This is a genomic window from Streptomyces sp. GL_148 (assembly GCF_057834205.1).
This window is the reverse complement of the sequence record NZ_CM174396.1, coordinates 8,072,267-8,092,008: the sequence shown is the minus strand read 5'-3', so window position 1 is coordinate 8,092,008 and position 19,742 is coordinate 8,072,267. Positions and strand designations below refer to the sequence as shown.

Here is a 19,742-nt window from a genome sequence, read left to right as displayed (position 1 = left end):
TTCCCGGCCACCCGCGCCAGCCTGGTGGGGTGAGCGACCCCGCCCTCCCACCGTCCTCCCCGGCCCCCTCCGCCTCCCCCGGCGTGCGGCTCGGCACCGCGCAGGGCCGGTGGATCGTCCTGACCACCGTGCTCGGTTCCGCCATGGCGCTGCTCGACTCGACCGTGGTCAATGTGGCCCTGCCCGCCATCGGGCGGGATCTCGGCGCCGATCTGGCGGTGCTCCAGTGGACGGTCAACGCCTACCTGCTGACCCTCGCGAGCCTGATCCTGGTCGGCGGGGCGCTCGGGGACCGCTTCGGGCGGCGGCGGATCTTCGTGCTCGGGGTGGTGTGGTTCGCGGTGGGCTCCCTGCTGTGCGGGATCGCGCCGAACGCCGGTGTGCTCATCGCCGCCCGCGCCCTCCAGGGCATCGGCGGGGCGCTGCTGACGCCCGGTTCCCTCGCGCTGATCCACGGCTCGATCCATCCCGACGACCGGGCCCGCGCGGTGGGCCTGTGGTCGGGGTTCGGCGGGGTGGGCGCCGCCGTGGGGCCGTTCCTCGGCGGCTGGCTGGTGGACGGGCCGGGCTGGCGCTGGGTGTTCCTGTTGAACGTGCCGGTGGCCGCGCTCTGCGTCCCGGTCGCACTGCGGCACGTACCGGAATCGCGGGATCCGGCGGCGCACGGGCGGTTCGACGTGGCCGGGGCGGTCCTGGGCGCGGCCTCGCTCGCGCTGCTGACCTACGCGCTCATCGAGGCCCGGTCGGGCGCCGCGTTCGTGGTCGGCGCCGCCGTGGGCGGAGTGCTGCTGGGCGGGGTCTTCGTGGTGGTCGAGCGGCGGCGGGCCGACCCGATGGTGCCGCCGGACATCTTCTCCTCGCGGCTGTTCACCGCCGTCAACCTGGTCACCCTGTGCGTGTACGCGGCCTTCGGCGGCTTCTTCTTCCTCGTGGTGCTCCAGCTCCAGGTGGTGTCCGGGTACTCCGCCCTCGGTGCCGGGGCCGCCCTGCTGCCCACCACGGCCCTGATGCTGCTGCTGTCGGCCCGGTCGGCGCAGCTCGGGGAGCGGATTGGCCCGCGCGTCCCGCTGACGGTGGGACCGCTGCTCTGCGCGGTGGGGATGCTGCTGATGCTGCGGGTGGGCCCGGAGGCCTCGTACGTAGGGGACGTGCTGCCGGCGCTGCTCGTGATGGGGCTGGGCATGGCGGCCCTGGTGGCTCCGCTGACGGCGACCGTCCTGTCCTCGGTGGACCCCGGGCGGGCGGGCCTGGCCAGCGGCATCAACAACGCGGCCGCGCGCGCCGCGGGACTCCTCGCGGTGGCCGCACTGCCGCTGCTGGCGGGGATGGGGCCGGACGCGTACCTCTCGCCCGGGGCCTTCGACGCGGCCTTCGGGCGGGCGATGTTCTGGTGCGCGGGGCTGCTGGTGGCCGGGGCCGCCGTGGCCTGGACGACCGTTCGCTCCCCCGCGCCCGGGGCCTGTCACCCGCAGTGCCGTACGAACTGCGCGGTGACCGCTCCGCCGCTGGAACCCCCGGGCGCGGCGGAGCGGTAGTAGCCCCTGGTGGGTATCGCCGGGCCGGCCCCTACCAGGGGCTCGGCGCCGGCGGGGCGACGACCGGCGGGCGGTCGTCGCAGGTGATGGTGTTGGGCAGTTCCCAGCCGGCCAGCCAGGGTCCCGTGGCGCCGCCGCCGTCGTTGCCGCCGCGGTCGACGAGGGTGAACTCCGAGCCGGTGGCGGGGAAGTTGAAGGAGCCGCAGTTGTTGACGCCGACGGCGCCGACGTTCCGGGCGTCGACGTTCTCGAAGCTCGCCGAGCCGGCCGCCCGGGCGCTGACCACCGAGGTGCCGGTGCCGTCGACCCGGACGTCCTTGAAGTGGACGTGTCCGATGCGCACCTTGTCCTTCACCGGCCAGTCGCTGACCAGCATGACCGCGTTGTAGGTGCTGTCCAGGAAGGAGTTCGCGGTGACCCGGATGTCGGCCTGGTCGATGTCGCGGTCCAGGGCGTAGAACCAGATCGCGCCGAGCCCGATGTTCCAGTTCAGCTCGTACGTGCCGGAGCGCACGGTGGTGTTGCCGTCGATCCGCAGGCTGCCGGTGAAGGGTTCGGCTCCGAAGCGGGAGCCGACGTGCAGGGCGCTGCCCTCGCGGACCGGGTCGGCCACGAGGTTGGCGGAGACGGTGGTGTCGGCGCCGCCGTAGATCGCGATGCCGTTGGCCAGGGTGGGGCTCTGCACGGTGTTGTGGTCGAAGGTGTTGCGGGCGTTCGTGGTCTTCTCCGCCCACAGGGCGAGGCCGTCGTCGCCGGTGTTGCGGACGAAGTTGTCCTGCACGAGGGAGTCGGTGACTCCGGTGTGGAAGTTCAGGCCGTCGGCGATCTGGTCGGTGATGACGTTGCGGGTGACCTTCACGTCGCCCATCGGGCCGTCGAACCAGAGGCCGGCCTTGGTGTGGTGGATGTGGAGGGAGTCGATGGTGGAGTCGCTCATCGCGCCGCCGACTCCGTTGACCTGGTCGGTGTCCACGCGTTCGCGGACGTCGCCCTCGATGGCGAAGCGGGAGAGGTGGACGCCCCGGCTGCCGCCCTGCGCGGCCTCCTTGCCGTAGAAGCCGACGCCCTTGCCCTTGACGGTGGTGTACCAGCTGCCGGCGCCGTTGATGGTGACGCCGTCCACGATGATGTGGCGGTTGACCTGGTAGGTGCCCGGCGGCAGGTAGACCGGGAGCCGGTGGCGCTTGGCCAAGGCGATGGCCCGGTCGATGGCGTCGGCGGAATCCCGGCGGCCCGTCGGGTCGGCGCCGAACAGAAGGGCGTTGGCAGCGGCCGCCTCCACGTGCGGGGCGCCGACGCGCTGCGAGTCGAGCAGGTCGATGACCGTCCAGGCGGCGGGGCTCCCGGCCGGGACGGTGAGCCGGACCGTGTCGCCCGCCCGGTGGGTGCGGCCCAGGAGCAGGCGCTGCTCGTCGTACATGTGGGTGGGGCGGAACGGCTTGGCGATGACCGGGGCCGGGGTGGTGGCCGCCGGGACGCAGCCGCACTCGGTGATCCACCAGTCGGGGTGCAGGAGGCCGGCCTGCGGGTCGCTGCTGAACGGGTACTGGTTGTACAGCCAGGAGTACTGCGAGGTCAGCGTCATGGCGCGGCGGTTCTTGCCGTTCACGGTGACGTCGAGCGGGGCGGTGATGCCGCCGCCGGCCGGGGCGTCGGGGAGGCTGTAGCGGACGGTGACCGCGTCGGCCGCCGCGGGCAGGGTGAACTCCACGTACTGGCCCGGGACCAGCCGTACCGCCTTGCGGCCGGAGGCTTCGGCGGGCAGCGAGTAGGCGGAGCGGTCGGGGCCGATGAGCGTGCCGGTGGTGACGGCGTTCTCCGCCTCCTGCTCGGCGAAGTCCACGCGAGCTCCGCGGCCCTCGGCCAGTACGGGATCGAGGGCGGCCCGGGTGACGGCCGTGGGCGCCGCGGGGTCGGCGTCGCCGGGCCGGGCCGCGGCCGGTCCCGCGCCCAGGGCGCCGAGGCCGAGGACGGACGCGGTGAACACCGCCAGAACGGCGGCGGCCCGCGCGGGAACGGCCCGTGCAGGAACGGCCCGCGCGGGAACGGCCCGTGCGGGAACGGCCCGTGCGGGAACGGCGGTTCTCCTTGCGGCGCCGGGTGCGGCTGCTCTTGCGGCGAGGCTTGCGGCTCTTCTTGGGGGCATGGCCGGGACAGTAGGACCCCGCACGCAAACACGGCAAGACTCGTGCAGGATTCTTCCGCATCTTGTCAAATTCTTCCACGGATCCGTGGTGTGGCAGACGTTCACACCTCGGCCTACCGTGGGATCGGGAGGGCCTCATGTGCTGGAGCGCGACGGCCGACCTGACGGCGGGCACGGTCATCACCGCCGTCGGGATCGCCTGCCTGGTCCGGAACCGGCGCGCCCGGGACCTGCCCGTCGCCGCGCTCCCGCTGATCCTGGGCGCGCACCAGCTGGTCGAGGCCGCCGTCTGGAACTCCGGCGGCGGCTGCGGTCCGGCCACCACCGCCTGGGCCGTGATCGCCCTCCCGCTGCTGCCCGTATGGGTGCCGCTCGGGGTGCTGCTCGCCGCCGCGCCCGAGCTCAGGCCCCGGATGTACTGGCCGGCCGCCGCCGGACTCGCCACCGGCGCGTACCTCTCGTACTGCCTGGCGACCCGCCCGGTGAGCGCCGAGGTCCGCGGCCACACCCTCGGGTACGGCGTGAACGTTCCGTGGATGCCGCTGGTCCTGGCGGGCTACCTGTTCGCCACGCTCGGCGCCCTGCTCCTCTCGGGAGACCGCCGGCTGCGCCTCCTCGGCCTCCTCCTGGGGGCCGGGGCCCTGGTCTGCACCGCCCTGTGGAGGCTGGAGTTCGCTTCCACCTGGTGCGCCTTCGCGGCGGCCACCTCGACCCTGATCCTGGTCTGGACCGGCGACCGCACGCGTTCCCCTTCTGTACGCGGGGGCGCCGGCCGAGGTGCGCCGAGCCTGTAACACCGGCCCGGGCGGGGAACAGGAGCGTGCGGCGAAGGTAAAAAGATTCGGGCGCCGACCACGGCCCACCTTGCGGTTTGTCGCTTTTCGGCCTCGGAGCCCACCGGATGCAGCCACGACGGAGTGGCTGGGTGCGCCGAGAGCCCCGCCACACCGGGGCGGCGGGGCTCTCCGCAACGCGTTCGACTTCTGACGTGGTGGATTCGGGCGGGCCCACCGCACCCGCAGGCCCCTCCCCCCGGGCGCTCGCGTCACTCCGGGAGTACCGGCCATCCACAGCGGGTCGTCGTTCCCAGTGTCCGATGGGACCTTCAACCCCTTTCCACAGGCCGCGAATCGGCGCCGCCCACGGCCGCCACCCACGAAAGACGCCTTGACGTATCTAGTGACTTCGCAAGCACTCGGCAGTAGAACTCGTTCTCATTCCGCCTAGAGTGAGGAAGCTCACATGAGCGACAAAGGCCTGCACAAAACGAACCAGAACGGCGTCTCGCGTCGAGGATTTCTCGGTAGAACGGGTTCCATACTGGGCGCAATGGCCCTTGCCGGTCAGATCGCCCCGTCCCAGGCCCAGGCCGCCACGGCCGGCGCGGCCGCCGCCGCCGGCCCCATCGACAACGGAGCGCACGTACCGGCCCTCGTGATCGGTACCGGGTACGGCGGTTCCGTCGCCGCCCTGCGGCTCGCCCAGGCCGGTGTCGACGTCCACATGATCGAAATGGGCATGGCCTGGGACACCCCCGGCTCGGACGGCAAGATCTTCTGCAACACGACCACCCCGGACTACCGCGCCTACTGGCTCCGCACCAAGACCAAGGCGCCGCTGAGCAACTTCCTGGGCTTCCCCATCGACAAGGCGGTCCCGCGCTACACCGGCATCCTGGACGCCGAGGAGATGGGCGGGATCATCGTCTACCAGGGCCGCGGCGTCGGCGGCGGCTCGCTGGTCAACGGCGGTATGGCGGTCACCCCGAAGCGCGCGAACTTCGGCGCCGTCCTGCCGACCGTGAACGCGGACGAGATGTACGACACCTACTACCCGCGCGCCAACGCGGGCCTCGGGGTCAGCATGATCGACCCGGCCTGGTTCGAAAGCGTCGACTGCTACCAGTTCTCCCGCGTCGGCCGCAAGCACGCCCAGCGTGCCGGGTTCCCCTTCGTCTTCGTCCCGGACGTGTACGACTGGGACTACATGGAGCAGGAGGCGGCCGGGACGGTCCCCAAGTCCGCCGTCGCCGGTGAGATCCTCTACGGCAACAACGCCGGCAAGAAGTCCCTCCAGCAGACCTACATCGCCCAGGCCAAGGCCACCGGCAAGGTCACCATCTCGCCCCTGCACAAGGTGACTTCGGTCTCCCCGGCCTCCGGCGGCGGGTACACGGTCGTCATCGACCAGATCAACACCACGGGCGACACCGTCGGCACGAAGACCGTCGTCGCGGACAAGGTGTTCTTCGCGGCCGGCAGCGTCGGCACCAGCAAGCTGCTCGTCCGGCTCAAGGCCACCGGCGCCCTGCCCAACCTGAACAGCGAGATCGGCAAGGGCTGGGGCGACAACGGCAACATCATGTGCGGCCGGGCGAACCACATGTGGGACCCGACCGGCAAGGTGCAGGCCTCCATCCCCTGCGGCGGCATCGACAACTGGGATGCGGGCGGCGCGTTCGCCGAAGTGGCACCGCTGCCGACCGGCATCGAGACGTACGCCTCGTTCTACCTGTCGATCACGAAGAACCCGAACCGCGCGGAGTTCACGTACAACGCGTCGACGGGCGGGGTCGAGCTGAACTGGCAGACGGCGTGGAAGGCGCCGTCCATCGCCATGGCCAAGACCATCTTCGACAAGATCAACTCGAAGGAGGGGACGATCTACCGGACCGACCTCTTCGGCACCAACAAGATCTGGGGCGACCACCTCACCTACCACCCGCTCGGCGGGGCAATCCTGGACAAGGCCACCGACAACTACGGCCGCCTCCACGGCTACACCGGCCTGTACGTCATCGACGGCGCGCTGATCCCCGGCAACACCAGCGTCAACCCGTTCGTCACCATCACGGCGCTCGCCGAGCGCAACATCGAGAAGATCATCGCCACCGACCTGTAAGAGGGTGCGGCGGACAGCACGAAGACCGGGGCCGTCGGATTCTCCGACGGCCCCGGACCCGTGTGCGCACCGCACGCGCTGCGCGCTCAGTGGCCCGGCAGCACACAGACGCTGTCGAGGCCGAGCACGTGGTTGAGCCGGCCGAAGGCCAGCCAGGAGCCGATGCTCATCGTCAGCTCCACGATCTCCACCTGGCTGTAGCGGGCCGTCATCCGCTCCCAGAACTCCTCGTCCAGGCCGTGGTGGTCCAGGCAGTACCGCTCCGCGTACTCCGCCGCGAGCCGGGTGCGCTCGTCGAAGCGGTCCGTGGTGCGCCACTCGGTGACGGCCTCGGGGAACTCGTCCTCGACCTTCTCCCCGTCCCGGTCGGTGCGCCAGTCCAGGCAGAAGACGCAGCCGTTGATCTGGGCGACGCGCAGCCGCGCCGCTTCGAACTCCCGCAGCCCCAGGGTGGTGTGGGCGTACACCGACAGCGAGAAGTTGGCGGCGGCCATCCCGATGCCGGGTACCAGGTCGCCCCACACGTACTCGATGGGGTGCTGGCCTTCGGGGATGTCGATCCTCATGACAGTTTCCTTCCGAGTTTGCCGACGGCGGGGCGCAGGGGGACGTCCAGGGCGTCGTAGAGACCCGGTTCGGCCTCCACCAGCCAGTCGATGGCTCCTACGAGACGTCCGACCGCGGTGGCGTTGCCGCCGGCCGAGCGGTTCTCGCCCTCGTCGGTGGCCTCGATGGTGACCTCGATGTGCGGGCGGCCCTCGATGATCACCCGGTGGGCGCCGTCGCCGCCGTCGGGCGGGGCCGGCCAGTCGGGGGCGCAGGAGGCGTGGATGCGGGTGACGTGCTCGATGACGATGCGGGGTTCGCCCTCGACGATCCCTTGCACCTCGAAGCGGATGGCACCCTGGGTGCCTCCCTCGAACTCCCCCATCGTGCGCGTGGTGACGGTGGTGTCGAGGGCGCGGCGCTCCACGGTCTCGCGGATGTCGTCGAGTTCGACGCCCAGCGCCCGGGCCATCATCCGTATCTGCCCGCCCCACACCATGGTCGGGATGGACGGCATGAGCATCATCGGCTCGTAGTCCATGGGCTGGCCCATGCCGATGAGGTAGCGGACGGAGTCCGGTTGGTCGTAGGTGGAGTAGTCGAAGATCTCCTGGCAGCGGATGACGTCGATCCGGGTGCCGAGTCCGCTGAGCAGCAGCGGGAGGACGTCGTTGCCCCAGCCGGGGTCGACGCCGGAGGCGAAGAGCGAACCGCCGCCCTCCGCGACCGCGGCGGTCACCGGATCGAGGAACTCCGGTGGGGCGCTGCGGTAGTCGTAGAGCGGGTAGAGGGCGGGGCTCACGACGACGGCCCCGGAGCGGATCGACCGGGTGATGTCGGCGAGCGCGTCGTCGGGGCGGATGTCGCCGGACGCCGCGTAGACGATCGCCTGCGGACGGTCCGCGAGGACCGCCTCGATGTCGTCGGTGGCCACGACGCCCGTCTCGTAGTCGAGTTCGCCGAGTTCACCGGCGTCGCGGCCGACCTTTTCCGGATGGTGGACGATGACGGCGGCCAACTTCAGCGCCGGATGGGCCTCTACGGCACGGATGGCCAAACGGCCGACGTTGCCGGTACCCCAGACAACCGTGGAAATCATGCGCGGAGGGTAGCTTCAGGACCTGTAGGTTCCTAGAGCCGTGTACGGAAATTCCGGCCCGCTGTCACTGGTTTTGCGCACCCAGCACGAACAGCAGGTAGACGAAGAATGCGAACAGATGGCCTACGAACAAGTAGGCGATGAGCCGGATGATGAGACCGCGCGGAAACTTCGACTGCTGCGCTTGCCGTGTCGGCTGCACTTGCTGTGTCGGCTGTGTCTGCTGCGTGTTCTGCGTATCGGGCATGGCGTACGGCTCCTCGCCTATCGGTGGTGTGTGGTCGTCACGGCGCCGCCGCCGAGGCACAGGCCGGCGAGGCTGCTCTGCAGCAGGGTGTGGACGAACAGCAGCTCCGCCCCGGCGGCCGAGGCTGCGCCGATCCGGTGTGCGGTGAGCGAGTCGAAGTGCGCGCTGTCGCCCGGCTCCAGCAGGTACTCGCTCTCCCCCAAGTGCAGCCGCAGCCGCCCCTGCAGCACGTACAGCCATTCCTCCCCGGGATGTACGCGGACCAGCTCGCCCTGGCTGCGGCCGTAGGGGACGTGCACGCGCAGCGCCTGCATCCCGCGGCCGGAGCCGCCGGCCTGCCAGTACGTCCAGCCGTCCGCCTCGCGGGCGCCAAGGCCGCCGGCCCGTACGATGGGATCGGCTACGGCCGGGGTCTCCCCGAGCAGCTCCGAGACCGTCGTGCCGTAGGTGCGGGCGAGTCCGAGCAGCAGCGGCAGCGAGGGCTGGCGGCGGCCGGTCTCCAGCCGCGACAGGTGCGCCGGCGAGAGCCGGGCCCGGGCGGCGGCGGCCTCCAGGGTGAGCCCGGCCCGGCGGCGCAGATCGCGCAGCTGCGGGGCCACGGTGGGCAGCTCGGCTTCGGGGGCGGTGTCGCCCGGGCCCGTATCGCCCGAGGCGCCGGGGGCCGGGTCGGCCGCTTCGCCGGGGCCGGGGGCAGGACCGGTTGTCATGCCCCGATTGAGCCAGATCCTTACCTTCCTGGCAATCCGTCTTGCCTCTGAGGCAAACCACCGCCCCCTTTACGAGGCGTCGCCGGGTCCAGGTCCAGATCCGGGCCCGGTGGGGCCGCCGAGCACCGTCTCCACCGTGTCCGCGTCCTGCGCCCGCTTGTCGGGACGGTGGCGCAGGACCCGCGCGAAGCGCAGGGCCACCCCGGCCGGGTAGCGGGGGGAACGCTGCAGGCCGTCGTAGGCGATCTCCACCACCAGTTCGGGGCGCACCCGGACCGTGTAACCGTCGTCCTCGACCGCGAGCTCGCCGAGCCGCTCGGTCTGCCAGCGCAGCATCTCGTCGGTGAGTCCCTTGAAGGTCTTGCCGAGCATCGCGTAGCCGCCGTCGGCGGTCCGGGCGCCCAGGTGCAGATTGGACAGGAGGCCGGTGCGCCGGCCGTGGCCCCGCTCCACGGCGAGCACGACCAGGTCCAAGGTGTGCACCGGTTTCACCTTGAGCCAGTGTTTGCCGCGCCGGCCGGCCGCGTAGGCGGAGTCGAGGGCCTTGAGCATCACGCCCTCGTGCCCCCGGCCCAGGGTGCGCGTCCAGAACTCCTCCGCCTCGGCCGCCTGGCCCGCCGGGTCGTCGACCACGAGCCGGCCGACCCGGTACTCCTCCGGTACCAGGGCGGTGAGCGCCGCGTACCGTTCGCGCACCGGCAGGTCGAGCAGTACGCGGTCGCCCGCCGCCAGCACGTCGAAGAAGTAGGGGACGACCGGGAGGGTCCGCCGCGCGGCCTCGACGTCGCCGCGGGAGCCGACCCGGCTCGCCACCTCCTGGAACGGCACCGGCCGCCCGTCCTCGGCGGACCGTCCGATGACCTCCCCGTCGAGGATGAACCGGTCCCCCGGAAAGGACCGGGCCAGCTCGGCCACCTCCGGCAGCCGGTCGGTGATCTCGTCGAGGGAGCGCGTGTACAGCCGTACATCGTCCCCCTCGCGGTGGACCTGCACCCGGATCCCGTCGAGCTTCTCCTCCACCGCACACGGCCCGAGCGCGGCCAGGGCCTCGGCCACCGACTTGGCGGTGCTCGCCAGCATCGGCTGTACGGGCTGCCCCACGCGCAGGGTGACCTCGCTCAGGGCCGCCGCCCCGTCGGAGAGCACGGCCGCCGCCACCCGGGGCAGGGAGCCGTCGAGCATGGCGGCCCGGCGCAGGGCGGCGGCGGGCACCCCGGCCGCGGCAGCCACCCCCTCCAGGGCCACGGCGTCGAGCGCACCCTGGCGCACCTCCCCGCCGAGCAGGCTGCGCAGGAACCGCTGTTCGGCCGCGGTGGCGGCGCCGAGCAGACCGTCCAGGATCCGGCGGCGCTCGGCCTGGGCGCCGGCCCCGGCCACCGCGGCGAACCGGGTCACGGCCTCGTCGACGGCGGTCACGGTCAGGGTGGCTTCGGCGGCCGGTTCGGTCTCCCCGGCGAGCGCGCGCCAGCCGATCCCCGGGCGGCCCTGCGGGAGCCGCCCGGCCAGGTAGGAGACGACCAGGGCCGCTTCCCCGACGGGCGCGGCGGCGAACAGCTCCGCGAGCAGGGCCGTCTTCCTCGACCTTGCGGAGGTTTCGGCGACCTCCCGGGACACGCGCGCGACCTCGGCGAGCAGCATGCGGCCATCCTCCCGCCGGGCGCCGGGCACCGCAGCCCGGCGGGGCGCAGCTCGGCAGGACGCAGGCCGGCAGGCACCGCAGCCTGGCAGGCGTCGCGGCCCGGCAGACGGCAGCAGCCCCGCCTGCGCATCCAGCCCCTCCGGCGTTTGAGGAGCGGGGTCTGGGGCGGAGCCCCCCACGCGGCGGAGCCGCAGAATGCGGCACAGCCGGGAAGGGGCGGGGTGGGGGAAAGCCGGCCCCGGCCGGACCCCGAGTCGGACTCGGCTGGCGGGGCCGGCCCCCCGCCGCCGCGTGTACCGCAGGCGCGGTATGCCGACCGGTCGGCGTACTCCTTGAGGACGTCCGCAGTTCAGCCTGCGGGAGCGCGGCCACCGGCGGCCTGGCGCTTAGGGTTCCCGTATGAAGCTCCGACTGCCCCGGCGCCGCCGAAGCCGCCTGCTCGCGGGCGCGGCCGCGCTCGCCGTCGTCGCGGGGGCGGGCACCCTCACGGCCACCGCCGCGGCCGGCGACGCTCCGTCCGTGCGCCGCGAGGACAAGGTCCTCGACATGCCCGGCGCCGGCATCGACATCTCGTACTTCACCAGCGGGGACACCGCGGGGGACGGCGGGGCGAAACGTCCCGCCGTGCTCCTCGCCCACGGTTTCGGCGGCAGCAAGGAGGACGTGCGCCCGCAGGCCGAGCGCCTCGCGCGCGACGGGTACGCCGTGCTGACCTGGTCGGCGCGCGGCTTCGGCCGCTCCGGCGGGAAGATCGGGCTGAACGACCCCGACTACGAGGTCAAGGACGTCTCCCGGCTGATCGACTGGATCGCTGCCCGGCCCGGGGTGCGCCTCGACGCGGCCGGAGATCCGCGCGTCGGACTCGCGGGCGGCTCCTACGGCGGGGCGATCTCGCTGCTCGCGGCCGGCAACGACCCGCGCGTGGACGCCATCGCCCCCTCGATCACCTACTGGAACCTCGCGGACTCCCTCTTCCCGGGCGGCGTCTTCAAGAAGCTGTGGGCGGGCCTCTTCTTCACCACCGGTTCCGCGGGCGGGCTGCAGCCGGGAGCCTCCGCCCAGGGCGCCGCCCCGCAGGCGGCCCCGCCCGCGCCCGGCTGCGGACGCTTCCAGCCGGAGCTGTGCGCCATGTACGAACGGGTCGCGGTGGCCGGCAAGCCCGACGCCGAGGCCCGCGCGCTGCTGGAGCGGCGCAGTCCCTCGGCGGTCGGCGGCGCGATCAAGGTGCCGACCCTGATCACGCAGGGCCAGGACGACTCCCTCTTCCCGCTGGACCAGGCCGATGCCATGGCCCGGGCGATCGCCGCCAACGGCGCGCCCGTCTCCGTGGACTGGGCCGCCGGCGGCCACGACGGCGGCATGCGCGAGGCCGACCGCGTCGAGGGCCGGGTGAAGACCTGGTTCGACCGCTACCTCAAGGACGACACGGCCGTGGACACCGGCCCCGCCTTCCGCGTCTCCCGCTCCGGCGGCATCGACTCCACCGACGGCCGGGTCACCCTGCGCGGAGCGAGCGGCTCCACCTATCCCGGACTGCTGTCCGGTCCGCGCGAGTTCGCCCTGACCGGCCGGGAGCAGACCTTCGCAAACCCGGCGGGCGCGGCCCCGCCCGCGCTGTCCGCGCTGCCGGGCATCGGCGGGCAGCTCGCCGCCCTCGGAGGCGGCCTGTCGCTGGACTTCCCCGGGCAGAACGCCCGCTTCGACTCGGAGCCGCTGACCGGGGAAACCCGGATCACCGGGACCCCGACCATCACCCTAAAGGTGAGGTCTACGGCTGAGGACGGTTCGGCCGTCCTGTTCGGCAAGGTGTACGACGTCAGCCCCGACGGGCGCCAGCAGGTGCTGCCCAGTCAGCTGGTGGCCCCGGTGCGGGTGGAGGGCGCGCAGCAGGACAGGACCGTCGAGCTGCGGCTGCCCGCGATCGACCACGCGGTCGAGGCCGGGCACCGGCTGCGGCTCGTCGTCGCCGCCACCGACCTCGGCTACGCCTCCCCGGCCGCGCCGGCGTCCTACACCGTGTCGACGCAGGGCCCGCTGGCCGTGCCCGTCGCGGCCGGGGTGCGCACGGCGTCCTCCGGTCTGCCCGCCTGGACCTGGTGGATGCCGCTCGGGGCCGCGCTGCTGGCCGCGGCGCTGGTGGGGGCCCGGAGGACCGGCCGGGGGCCGGGCGGGGGCGGGGCGGGCGCAGCGCAGCCCGACCCGGCGCTGGCCGACGTACCGCTGGAGATCACGGGGCTGACCAAGCGCTATGCCAAGGCGCAGGACCGCTACGCCGTACGGGACCTGTCCTTCCGGGTGGAGAAGGGCCAGGTGCTCGGTCTGCTCGGGCCCAACGGCGCGGGCAAGACCACGACCCTGCGGATGCTGATGGGCCTGATCGGTCCGGATGCCGGGGAGATCCGGGTCTTCGGGCACCAGGTACGGGCCGGCGCGCCCGTGCTCTCGCGGGTCGGGGCGTTCGTGGAGGGTGCCGGCTTCCTGCCGCACCTGACGGGGCGCGCCAACCTGGAGCTGTACTGGCAGGCCACGGGCCGCCCCGCCGGGGACTCCCACATGGAGGAGGCCCTGGAGATCGCCGGGCTCGGCGACGCGCTGGAGCGGGCGGTGCGCACGTACTCGCAGGGCATGCGCCAGCGCCTCGCGATCGCCCAGGCCATGCTCGGCATGCCGGACCTGCTGATCCTCGACGAGCCGACCAACGGTCTGGACCCGCCGCAGATCCGCGAGATGCGCGACGTGATGATCCGGTACGCGGCCGGCGGGCGGACGGTCATCGTCTCCAGCCACCTGCTGTCGGAGGTCGAGCAGTCCTGCACGCACCTGGTGGTCATGGACCGCGGCCGGCTCGTCCAGGCGGGCGAGGTCGCCGAGATCACCGGCGGCGGGGACGTCCTGCTGGTGTCACTGGCCGAGCCGGTGGACGAGACGGTCGTCGGGAAGATCGCCGCTCTGGAGGGAGTGGAGTCCGTGGCGAGCGCCGAGGACGGTCTGCTCGTACGGCTGGACGGCGCGAGCGCCGCCGAGCTGATCGCCGAACTCGTACGGCTGGAGGTGCCGGTCTCGGGAGTGGGACCGCACCGGCGGCTGGAAGACGCGTTCCTCACCCTGATCGGAGGCGCGGCATGAACACCGTGACGGACGTGAACACGAACGCGGACTCGCCCGCGGCCAAGCACGCGAGCAGCGACGTGACACCGGACGGCATCGGCCGCGAGGTCGCCCACGGCTACCGGGCGAACCGGACACTGCCGCTGCGCGTGGAGGCGCTGCGGCAGTGGCGCCGGCGGCGGACGCTGGTGATGGGCGGGATCCTGGCCGCGCTGCCCTTCATCCTGATGATCGCCTTCGCGGTCGGCGGCGGCCCGGGCAGCCGGAGCGGCGGCGACGGCCGGATCACCCTCATCGACACGGCGACGGCCTCGGGCGCGAACTTCGCGGCCACCTGCCTGTTCGTGTCGGCCGGGTTCCTGCTGGTGGTGCCGGTGGCGCTGTTCTGCGGGGACACGGTGGCCTCGGAGGCCAGCTGGTCCTCGCTGCGCTACCTGCTGGCCTCGCCCGTGCCCCGGGCGCGGCTGCTGTGGAGCAAGCTGGTGGTGGCGCTCGGGTTCAGCCTGGCCGCGATGGTCCTGCTGCCGCTGGTGGCGCTCGCGGCGGGTACGGCGGCCTACGGGTGGGGGCCGCTGGAGCTCCCCGCGGGCGGCTCGCTGCCGGCCGGGGACACGGTCGGGCGGCTCGCCATCGCCGTGGCGTTCGTCTTCGTGTCGCAGCTGGTCACGGCCGGTCTGGCGTTCTGGCTGTCGACGCGGACCGACGCGCCGCTGGGCGCGGTGGGCGGGGCGGTCGGACTGACGATCGTCGGCAACGTGCTGGACGCGGTGACGGCGCTGGGGTCCTGGCGGGAGTTCCTGCCGGCGCACTGGCAGTTCGCGTGGGCCGACGCCTTGCAGCCGCAGCTCGAATGGGGCGGGATGATCAAGGGGACGGTGGTGTCGGTGTCGTACGCGGTGGTGCTGTTCGCGCTCGCGTTCCGCGGGTTCGCACGCAAGGACATCGTGTCGTGAGGTTCGGGGTCCACTGAACGGTCCCCGTTCGGCCGAAGGGGGCCAACCGGGGCGGGCCTGCGTGTGCCTGCCGCCCCGGCGGCCCGTACCCCCCAAGAATCGCCTCGGTCAGGACGTACGGACGCGTCCGAACGGCACCGAGGGGTACGACCGATGGACAGAGCGGGACTTCCGCCTCGCAGGTTCGTGCTGACGGGCGGCCTCACGGCCGCCGCGGCCCTGCTCACCGGGTGCGCGGCGAAGACCACCCCGAAGGCGACGACCGCCGCGCCGGAGCCCCGGCCGAGCACCCCCGAAGGCGCGTACAGCCGCCTGATGGAGGGCAACAAGCGCTGGGTGAGCGGCAGCCTCAATCACCCCGACCGGGATCCGGACCGCCGCGAGCTGGTGGCGCAGGCGCAGGATCCGTACGGCGTGATCCTGGCCTGCATCGACTCCCGGGTGCCGCCGGAGCTGCTCTTCGACACCGGGCTCGGCGACCTGTTCGTGCTGCGCACGGGCGGGCAGGCGGTCGGCCCGGTGGTGACCGGCTCGGTGGAGTTCGGGCCGATGACGGCGGGCACGCCGCTGATCATGGTCCTCGGACACCAGCGCTGCGGGGCCGTCGACGCCTCGTACAAGGCGTTGCGGGACGGCGACCCGCTGCCCGGCAACCTGCAGGCGATCGCCAAGGCGCTGGTGCCGGCGTACGAGCTGACGGTCAAGGACCCCGGCGCAGACCCGGTCGACACGATGATCCGCAATCAGATCAAGGTGACGGCGGACGAGCTGCGGGCCAACACGGATCTGGCGCCCCTGGTGCGGAAGGGCTCGCTGGCCGTGGTCGGCGCCTACTACTCGCTGGACACCGGCCAGGTAGAGGTGCTGACCGGGGTGCCGACGGGGAGCGCCTCGCCGAGCCCGTCGGCATCGCCATCGGCATCGGGCTCGGCGTCGGCATCCGCGTCGGCGTCAGAGTCCGCATCCGTATCGGCATCCGTATCCGCCTCGGCGTCCCCGTCGGGGTCCGCTTCCGTCAGTCCGTCGCCCGACGCCCCCTGACGGCGGGATCCGGTCAGCCGGCGGCAGCTGCCGCGACTCCGTCGACCTCCGCCAGGAGTTCGGCATCGAGCGGCCGGTCGGCGACGGCCGCATTGGCCCGTACCTGCTCGGCGGAGGTGGCGCCCGCGATGACGGAGGCGCAGCCGGGCTGGGCGGAGAGCCAGCCGATGGCGAGTTCCAGGACGGTGCGCCCGTGCTTGTCGGCGAGCGCCGCCAGGGCTTCCACGATGTCGAGGCGCTCGTCGGTGAGGTAGGCGTCGCGCCCTTCGAGGCGGGAACCCGCGGGGACGGGGGCGCCCCGGCGGATCTTTCCGGTCAACAGCCCGTTGGCCAGCGGGAAGTACGGCAGCACGCCGACTCCGTAGTTCAGGGCGGCCGGGACGAGCTCGCGCTCCGCCGACCGCTGGAGCAGCGACCATTCGTTCTGGGCCGATACGAAGGGTGCCGCGCCGGTCTCGCGGGCCACGTGGGCGGCTTCGGCGAGCTGCCAGCCGCTGAAGTTGGAGTGGCCGATGTATCGGATCTTGCCCTCGGTGACGAGTTCGGTGAGCGCGGCGAGCGTCTCGGCCACGGGGACGGCCGGATCGGGGCTGTGGAGTTGGTAGAGGTCGATGTGGTCGGTCTGCAGGCGGGTCAGGGAGGCTTCGACGGCGCGCCGGATGTAGGCGCGGCCGGCGCGGGAGCCCGCGGCGGGACCGTAGCCCATGTCCACGCCGTCGTAACCGAACTTGGTGGCGAGGACGACCTGGTCCCGGCGGCCCTTGAGGGCTTCACCGAGGTGGGTTTCGGAGCCCCCGGCGCCCCCGTAGATGTCGGCGGTGTCGAGGAGGGTGATGCCCGCGTCGAGGGCGGCGTCGACGACGGTGCGGGTGGCCCGGGCATCGAGGCGACCGCCGAAGTTGTTGCAGCCGAGCCCGATCGCCGAGACCTGAAGACCTGAACTGCCCAGGGGGAGATGGCGCATGCTTTTCGTTCCTCCGCACTCGTCCGGCACATGATCGACCGAACGGCAGTCTAGGCCGGGGGCGGGGTGCGCCGCCGTCAGTCCTCACGGGCCTGCAAACGGGACCACTGCCCGTGAAGCCGAGACCATGGGCCAGGGCAGAGGCGTTCAGGTCCGCGCCGTCCATGGCCGGCTGTTCGGAATCGAGCGGATCGATCGAATCGATCGTTTCGGCTTTCTGTGGTGGAATCGAGCGGCGCGCACCACGGACACGCACCACGGACCACGCAGACCGCAGGGGGATCCTTGAGAGCACATGTCGACCAGCGTCAGGCCCGGGTGCTCGCCCTCGTCCGGGCCCGGGGCAGTGCCCGTGTCGCGGATCTCGCCAGGGAACTGGGCATCTCCCCCGTGACCCTGCGGCGGGACGTCGAGGCGATGGCGGCGCGGGGTGAGATCCAGCGGATGCACGGGGTGATCAGCCGTCTGGAGTCCGTCCCGGCGGGCCCGGAGGCCGCCACGGGCCGTGGCGCCGGCGGGCTGGTGGTCGGGATGGTCGTGCCGACCACCGAGTACTACTACGCCGACGTCGTACGGGGGGCCCGCGAGGTGGTCGAGGCGCGGGGTGCGCGGCTCACCGTGGGGCTGACCCGGTACCTGGCGGGCGAGGACCGCACGCAGGCGGACCGGTTGCTGTCCACGGGGGCCGACGGCCTGCTGCTGACCCCGAACTGGGAGGCCGGAACACCCGGACCCGGCGAAGGCGCGTGGACGGCCGAACTCCCGGTGCCGACCGTCCTGGTGGAGCGGTGGGCCCCGCCGGGGCATCCGGCGGCCTCCCTGGACCGGGTGGCCTCCGACCACGCGGACGGCGCGGCGCGGGCGGTGCGGCACCTGGCGGAACTGGGGCACAAGCGGATCGCACTGGCCAGCCGGGAGACCCCTACGTCGGGGCGGCTGCGGACCGGCTTCGCGGCGGCGGTGGCCACGCTCGGGCTGGAGCCTGCACCAGCGTGGCCTGCGGCCGACTCGGGCACGGCGGCCGGGGCGGGCACGGCGGCCGGGGTGGCGTCGCGCGCCGAGGCGGCGGCCTTCGCCCGGACCCTGGACTATTTGTGCGCCGCGGTGGCCGAGGGGGGCGTGACCGCAGCCCTGATCCACAGCGACACGGACGCGATCATGCTGATTCCGCGGCTCCAGGCGCGCGGGGTGCGGGTGCCGGAGGACCTGGCAGTGATCACGTATGACGACGAGGTGGCCGAGCTGGCCGACGTACCCCTGTCGGCGGTGGCGCCGGCCAAGCGCGAGGTGGGTGCCCGGGCGGCCGGAATGCTGCTGGACCGACTGGAGGACAGCGGGGCGGGGCGGGAGGGGCCGCGCCAGCATCTGGACTTGCTTCCCCGGCTGACCGTCCGGCCGTAGTTCCGGGACGCGGGGCCGGGGACGTGGGCCGGGGATGCGGGCCCCGAGCGCTTGGCCCTGTGTGCGTTTCGATCGAATTGCGGATTTGCGCTTGACGACATGATCGTCCGCGCAAAAGGATGAGTTTCGCGAACAGCTCCGGGGCCGCCTCTTTGGGGAGCGGCGGCCCCGGAGCCCATCCGGCACGCTCCCGCCCACGTGCGCCCCCGTGTCGTTCCCGGCGCCGCGGCCGGGGTTTGTGACCATCGGGACTTCGGATCTCACCGCAGGAGCCGTCAAGTGACCCACCCCGTCTCGGACTCCGCCCCCTCCCCTCTCACCGCGCCCCGCCGGCCGGTCACCGTACTCGCCATGAGCTCCGGGACCCGGGCCGCCGTCCTCGGTGACCGGATCCTTCCGGAGCTGGTCAGGGTCGCCGATGTGGACCCCGGGCTGCTCGTCACCGACTTCGGCGCCGCCTGCTCCGAGGGCGCCCTGCGGCAGCGGCTGGCCGTGGCCGAGGTCCTGTTCACCGGGTGGGGCTGCCCGCCGCTGGACGCGCGGGCGCTGGAGCTGATGCCGGAGCTCCGGGCGGTCGTGCACGCCGCCGGAAGTGTCAAACACCATGTCACCCCGGCCTGTTGGGTGCGGGGGCTGCTCGTCTCCAGCTCGGCCGCAGTGAACGCCCTGCCGGTCGCGGAGTACACGCTCGCCGCCATCCTGTTCGCCAACAAGCGGGTACTGGACTCCGCGCACGCCTACCGGGCCGCCCGCGGCTACGTCGACCCGCTGCGGCACTATCCCGCCGTCGGCAACTACCGCCGTACCGTCGGCCTGGTCGGCGCCTCCCTCATCGGCCGGCGCGTACTGGAGCTGCTGCGCCCCTTCGACCTGCGGGTGCTCGTGCAGGATCCGTACGCGGATGCGGCCGAGCTCGCCGCCCTCGGTGCCGAGGCCGTCACCCTCGACGAACTGCTCTCCCGCAGCGACGTCGTGAGCCTGCACGCGCCCGAGCTGCCGCAGACCCGCAGCCTGCTGAACGCGTCCCGGCTGGCCCTGATGCCGGACGGGGCCACGCTCGTGAACACCGCGCGCGGCTCGCTCGTCGACACGGCGGCGCTGACCGAGGAGCTGGTCTCGGGGCGGCTGCACGCCGTGCTCGACCACACCGAGCCGGAGGTGCTGCCCGCCGGCTCCCCGCTGTACGACCTGCCCAACGTGCTGCTCACCCCGCACGTGGCCGGTTCCCTGGGCGGGGAGCTGGACCGGCTGGCGGCCTCGGCCGTCGAGGAACTGGAGCGCTACGCCCGGGGCCTCGGCTTCCGCCACGCCGTCGACCGGGCCCGGCTCGGCTACTCGGCCTAGTGCTGTGGCCGGAAAGGTTTGCCGGGTCGCGGCGTTCGGTGCGGTGCATCGCAAGGCGGAGGACCGCGCCTCGTACTGGACGTACCGGCGTGGTCCGACAACGCGGCGAGG

General features: G+C 72.9%; 15 protein-coding genes. 8 read left to right on the top strand and 7 right to left on the bottom strand.

Features of this window, described 5'->3' with window-relative positions:
- Nucleotides 1-29: 29 nt before the first annotated feature.
- Nucleotides 30-1,535 (top strand): MFS transporter, encoded by a 1,506-nt coding sequence (locus AC3IYI_RS36520; protein ID WP_489407717.1) that lies wholly within the window; start codon nucleotides 30-32, stop codon nucleotides 1,533-1,535.
- A 31-nt stretch (nucleotides 1,536-1,566) separates the two neighbouring features.
- On the opposite strand, the gene AC3IYI_RS36515 is transcribed toward AC3IYI_RS36520, so the two are convergent.
- Nucleotides 1,567-3,522 (bottom strand): glycosyl hydrolase family 28-related protein, encoded by a 1,956-nt coding sequence (locus tag AC3IYI_RS36515; protein WP_489407716.1) that lies wholly within the window; start codon nucleotides 3,520-3,522, stop codon nucleotides 1,567-1,569.
- Nucleotides 3,523-3,818: 296 nt separating this feature from the next.
- Here AC3IYI_RS36515 and AC3IYI_RS36510 point away from each other — a divergent pair, with 296 nt between their 5' ends.
- Complete coding sequence (locus AC3IYI_RS36510; protein ID WP_489407715.1) at nucleotides 3,819-4,475, top strand: DUF6629 family protein; 657 nt, start codon at nucleotides 3,819-3,821, stop codon at nucleotides 4,473-4,475.
- Between the two features lie 448 nt (nucleotides 4,476-4,923).
- On the top strand, nucleotides 4,924-6,582 hold the full coding sequence (locus AC3IYI_RS36505) for a GMC oxidoreductase (protein WP_489407714.1): 1,659 nt from the start codon (nucleotides 4,924-4,926) through the stop codon (nucleotides 6,580-6,582).
- 86 nt (nucleotides 6,583-6,668) lie between these two features.
- Here the strand turns inward: AC3IYI_RS36505 and AC3IYI_RS36500 are convergent, their stop codons facing one another.
- From AC3IYI_RS36500 to AC3IYI_RS36480, 5 genes are all read right to left on the bottom strand, one after another.
- On the bottom strand, nucleotides 6,669-7,148 hold the full coding sequence (locus tag AC3IYI_RS36500; protein WP_489407713.1) for a carboxymuconolactone decarboxylase family protein: 480 nt from the start codon (nucleotides 7,146-7,148) through the stop codon (nucleotides 6,669-6,671).
- Nucleotides 7,145-8,227 carry an NAD(P)H-dependent amine dehydrogenase family protein gene (locus AC3IYI_RS36495; protein ID WP_489407712.1) on the bottom strand — a complete coding sequence of 361 codons (1,083 nt, stop codon included), beginning with the start codon at nucleotides 8,225-8,227 and terminating at the stop codon, nucleotides 7,145-7,147. The genes AC3IYI_RS36500 and AC3IYI_RS36495 overlap by 4 nt, the downstream gene beginning before the upstream one ends.
- Nucleotides 8,228-8,291: 64 nt before the next feature.
- Nucleotides 8,292-8,474: a DUF6126 family protein gene (locus tag AC3IYI_RS36490; protein WP_489407711.1), complete on the bottom strand. Its 183-nt coding sequence runs from the start codon at nucleotides 8,472-8,474 to the stop codon at nucleotides 8,292-8,294.
- A 17-nt stretch (nucleotides 8,475-8,491) separates the two neighbouring features.
- Nucleotides 8,492-9,181, bottom strand: coding sequence for a helix-turn-helix domain-containing protein (locus tag AC3IYI_RS36485; RefSeq protein ID WP_489407710.1), 690 nt, complete (start codon nucleotides 9,179-9,181; stop codon nucleotides 8,492-8,494).
- 69 nt (nucleotides 9,182-9,250) lie between these two features.
- A complete protein-coding gene (locus tag AC3IYI_RS36480) occupies nucleotides 9,251-10,819 on the bottom strand; it encodes an ATP-dependent DNA ligase (RefSeq protein ID WP_489407709.1) in 1,569 nt (522 codons plus the stop codon).
- Nucleotides 10,820-11,219: 400 nt separating this feature from the next.
- On the opposite strand from AC3IYI_RS36480, the gene AC3IYI_RS36475 reads away from it, so the two are divergent.
- From AC3IYI_RS36475 to AC3IYI_RS36465, 3 genes are all read left to right on the top strand, one after another.
- Nucleotides 11,220-13,946, top strand: a complete 2,727-nt coding sequence (locus tag AC3IYI_RS36475; RefSeq protein WP_489407708.1) for an alpha/beta fold hydrolase — start codon at nucleotides 11,220-11,222, stop codon at nucleotides 13,944-13,946.
- Nucleotides 13,943-14,881, top strand: a complete 939-nt coding sequence (locus AC3IYI_RS36470; RefSeq protein WP_489407707.1) for an ABC transporter permease — start codon at nucleotides 13,943-13,945, stop codon at nucleotides 14,879-14,881. Before AC3IYI_RS36475 ends, AC3IYI_RS36470 begins: the two co-directional genes overlap by 4 nt.
- Nucleotides 14,882-15,034: 153 nt before the next feature.
- Nucleotides 15,035-15,922 (top strand): carbonic anhydrase, encoded by an 888-nt coding sequence (locus AC3IYI_RS36465; protein ID WP_489407706.1) that lies wholly within the window; start codon nucleotides 15,035-15,037, stop codon nucleotides 15,920-15,922.
- A gap of 13 nt (nucleotides 15,923-15,935) precedes the next feature.
- On the opposite strand, the gene AC3IYI_RS36460 is transcribed toward AC3IYI_RS36465, so the two are convergent.
- Nucleotides 15,936-16,886 (bottom strand): aldo/keto reductase, encoded by a 951-nt coding sequence (locus tag AC3IYI_RS36460; RefSeq protein ID WP_489407705.1) that lies wholly within the window; start codon nucleotides 16,884-16,886, stop codon nucleotides 15,936-15,938.
- Between the two features lie 285 nt (nucleotides 16,887-17,171).
- Between AC3IYI_RS36460 and AC3IYI_RS36455 the strand changes: the two genes are divergently transcribed.
- Together AC3IYI_RS36455 and AC3IYI_RS36450 are read left to right on the top strand one after the other, a co-directional pair.
- A complete protein-coding gene (locus AC3IYI_RS36455; protein ID WP_489407704.1) occupies nucleotides 17,172-18,287 on the top strand; it encodes a LacI family DNA-binding transcriptional regulator in 1,116 nt (371 codons plus the stop codon).
- Nucleotides 18,288-18,638: 351 nt separating this feature from the next.
- Entirely contained in the window at nucleotides 18,639-19,631 is a 993-nt protein-coding gene (locus AC3IYI_RS36450) for a hydroxyacid dehydrogenase (protein WP_489411803.1), read from the top strand.
- Nucleotides 19,632-19,742 lie beyond the last annotated feature (111 nt).

Coding starts and splice junctions, on each gene's coding strand:
- AC3IYI_RS36510 (WP_489407715.1), top strand. CDS start 3,819: ATGTGCTGGAGCGCGACGGCCGACCTGACGGCGGGCACGGTCATCACC.
- AC3IYI_RS36505 (WP_489407714.1), top strand. CDS start 4,924: ATGAGCGACAAAGGCCTGCACAAAACGAACCAGAACGGCGTCTCGCGT.
- AC3IYI_RS36500 (WP_489407713.1), bottom strand. CDS start 7,148: ATGAGGATCGACATCCCCGAAGGCCAGCACCCCATCGAGTACGTGTGG.
- AC3IYI_RS36495 (WP_489407712.1), bottom strand. CDS start 8,227: ATGATTTCCACGGTTGTCTGGGGTACCGGCAACGTCGGCCGTTTGGCC.
- AC3IYI_RS36490 (WP_489407711.1), bottom strand. CDS start 8,474: ATGCCCGATACGCAGAACACGCAGCAGACACAGCCGACACAGCAAGTG.
- AC3IYI_RS36485 (WP_489407710.1), bottom strand. CDS start 9,181: ATGACAACCGGTCCTGCCCCCGGCCCCGGCGAAGCGGCCGACCCGGCC.
- AC3IYI_RS36480 (WP_489407709.1), bottom strand. CDS start 10,819: ATGCTGCTCGCCGAGGTCGCGCGCGTGTCCCGGGAGGTCGCCGAAACC.
- AC3IYI_RS36475 (WP_489407708.1), top strand. CDS start 11,220: ATGAAGCTCCGACTGCCCCGGCGCCGCCGAAGCCGCCTGCTCGCGGGC.
- AC3IYI_RS36470 (WP_489407707.1), top strand. CDS start 13,943: ATGAACACCGTGACGGACGTGAACACGAACGCGGACTCGCCCGCGGCC.
- AC3IYI_RS36465 (WP_489407706.1), top strand. CDS start 15,035: ATGGACAGAGCGGGACTTCCGCCTCGCAGGTTCGTGCTGACGGGCGGC.
- AC3IYI_RS36460 (WP_489407705.1), bottom strand. CDS start 16,886: ATGCGCCATCTCCCCCTGGGCAGTTCAGGTCTTCAGGTCTCGGCGATC.
- AC3IYI_RS36450 (WP_489411803.1), top strand. CDS start 18,639: ATGAGCTCCGGGACCCGGGCCGCCGTCCTCGGTGACCGGATCCTTCCG.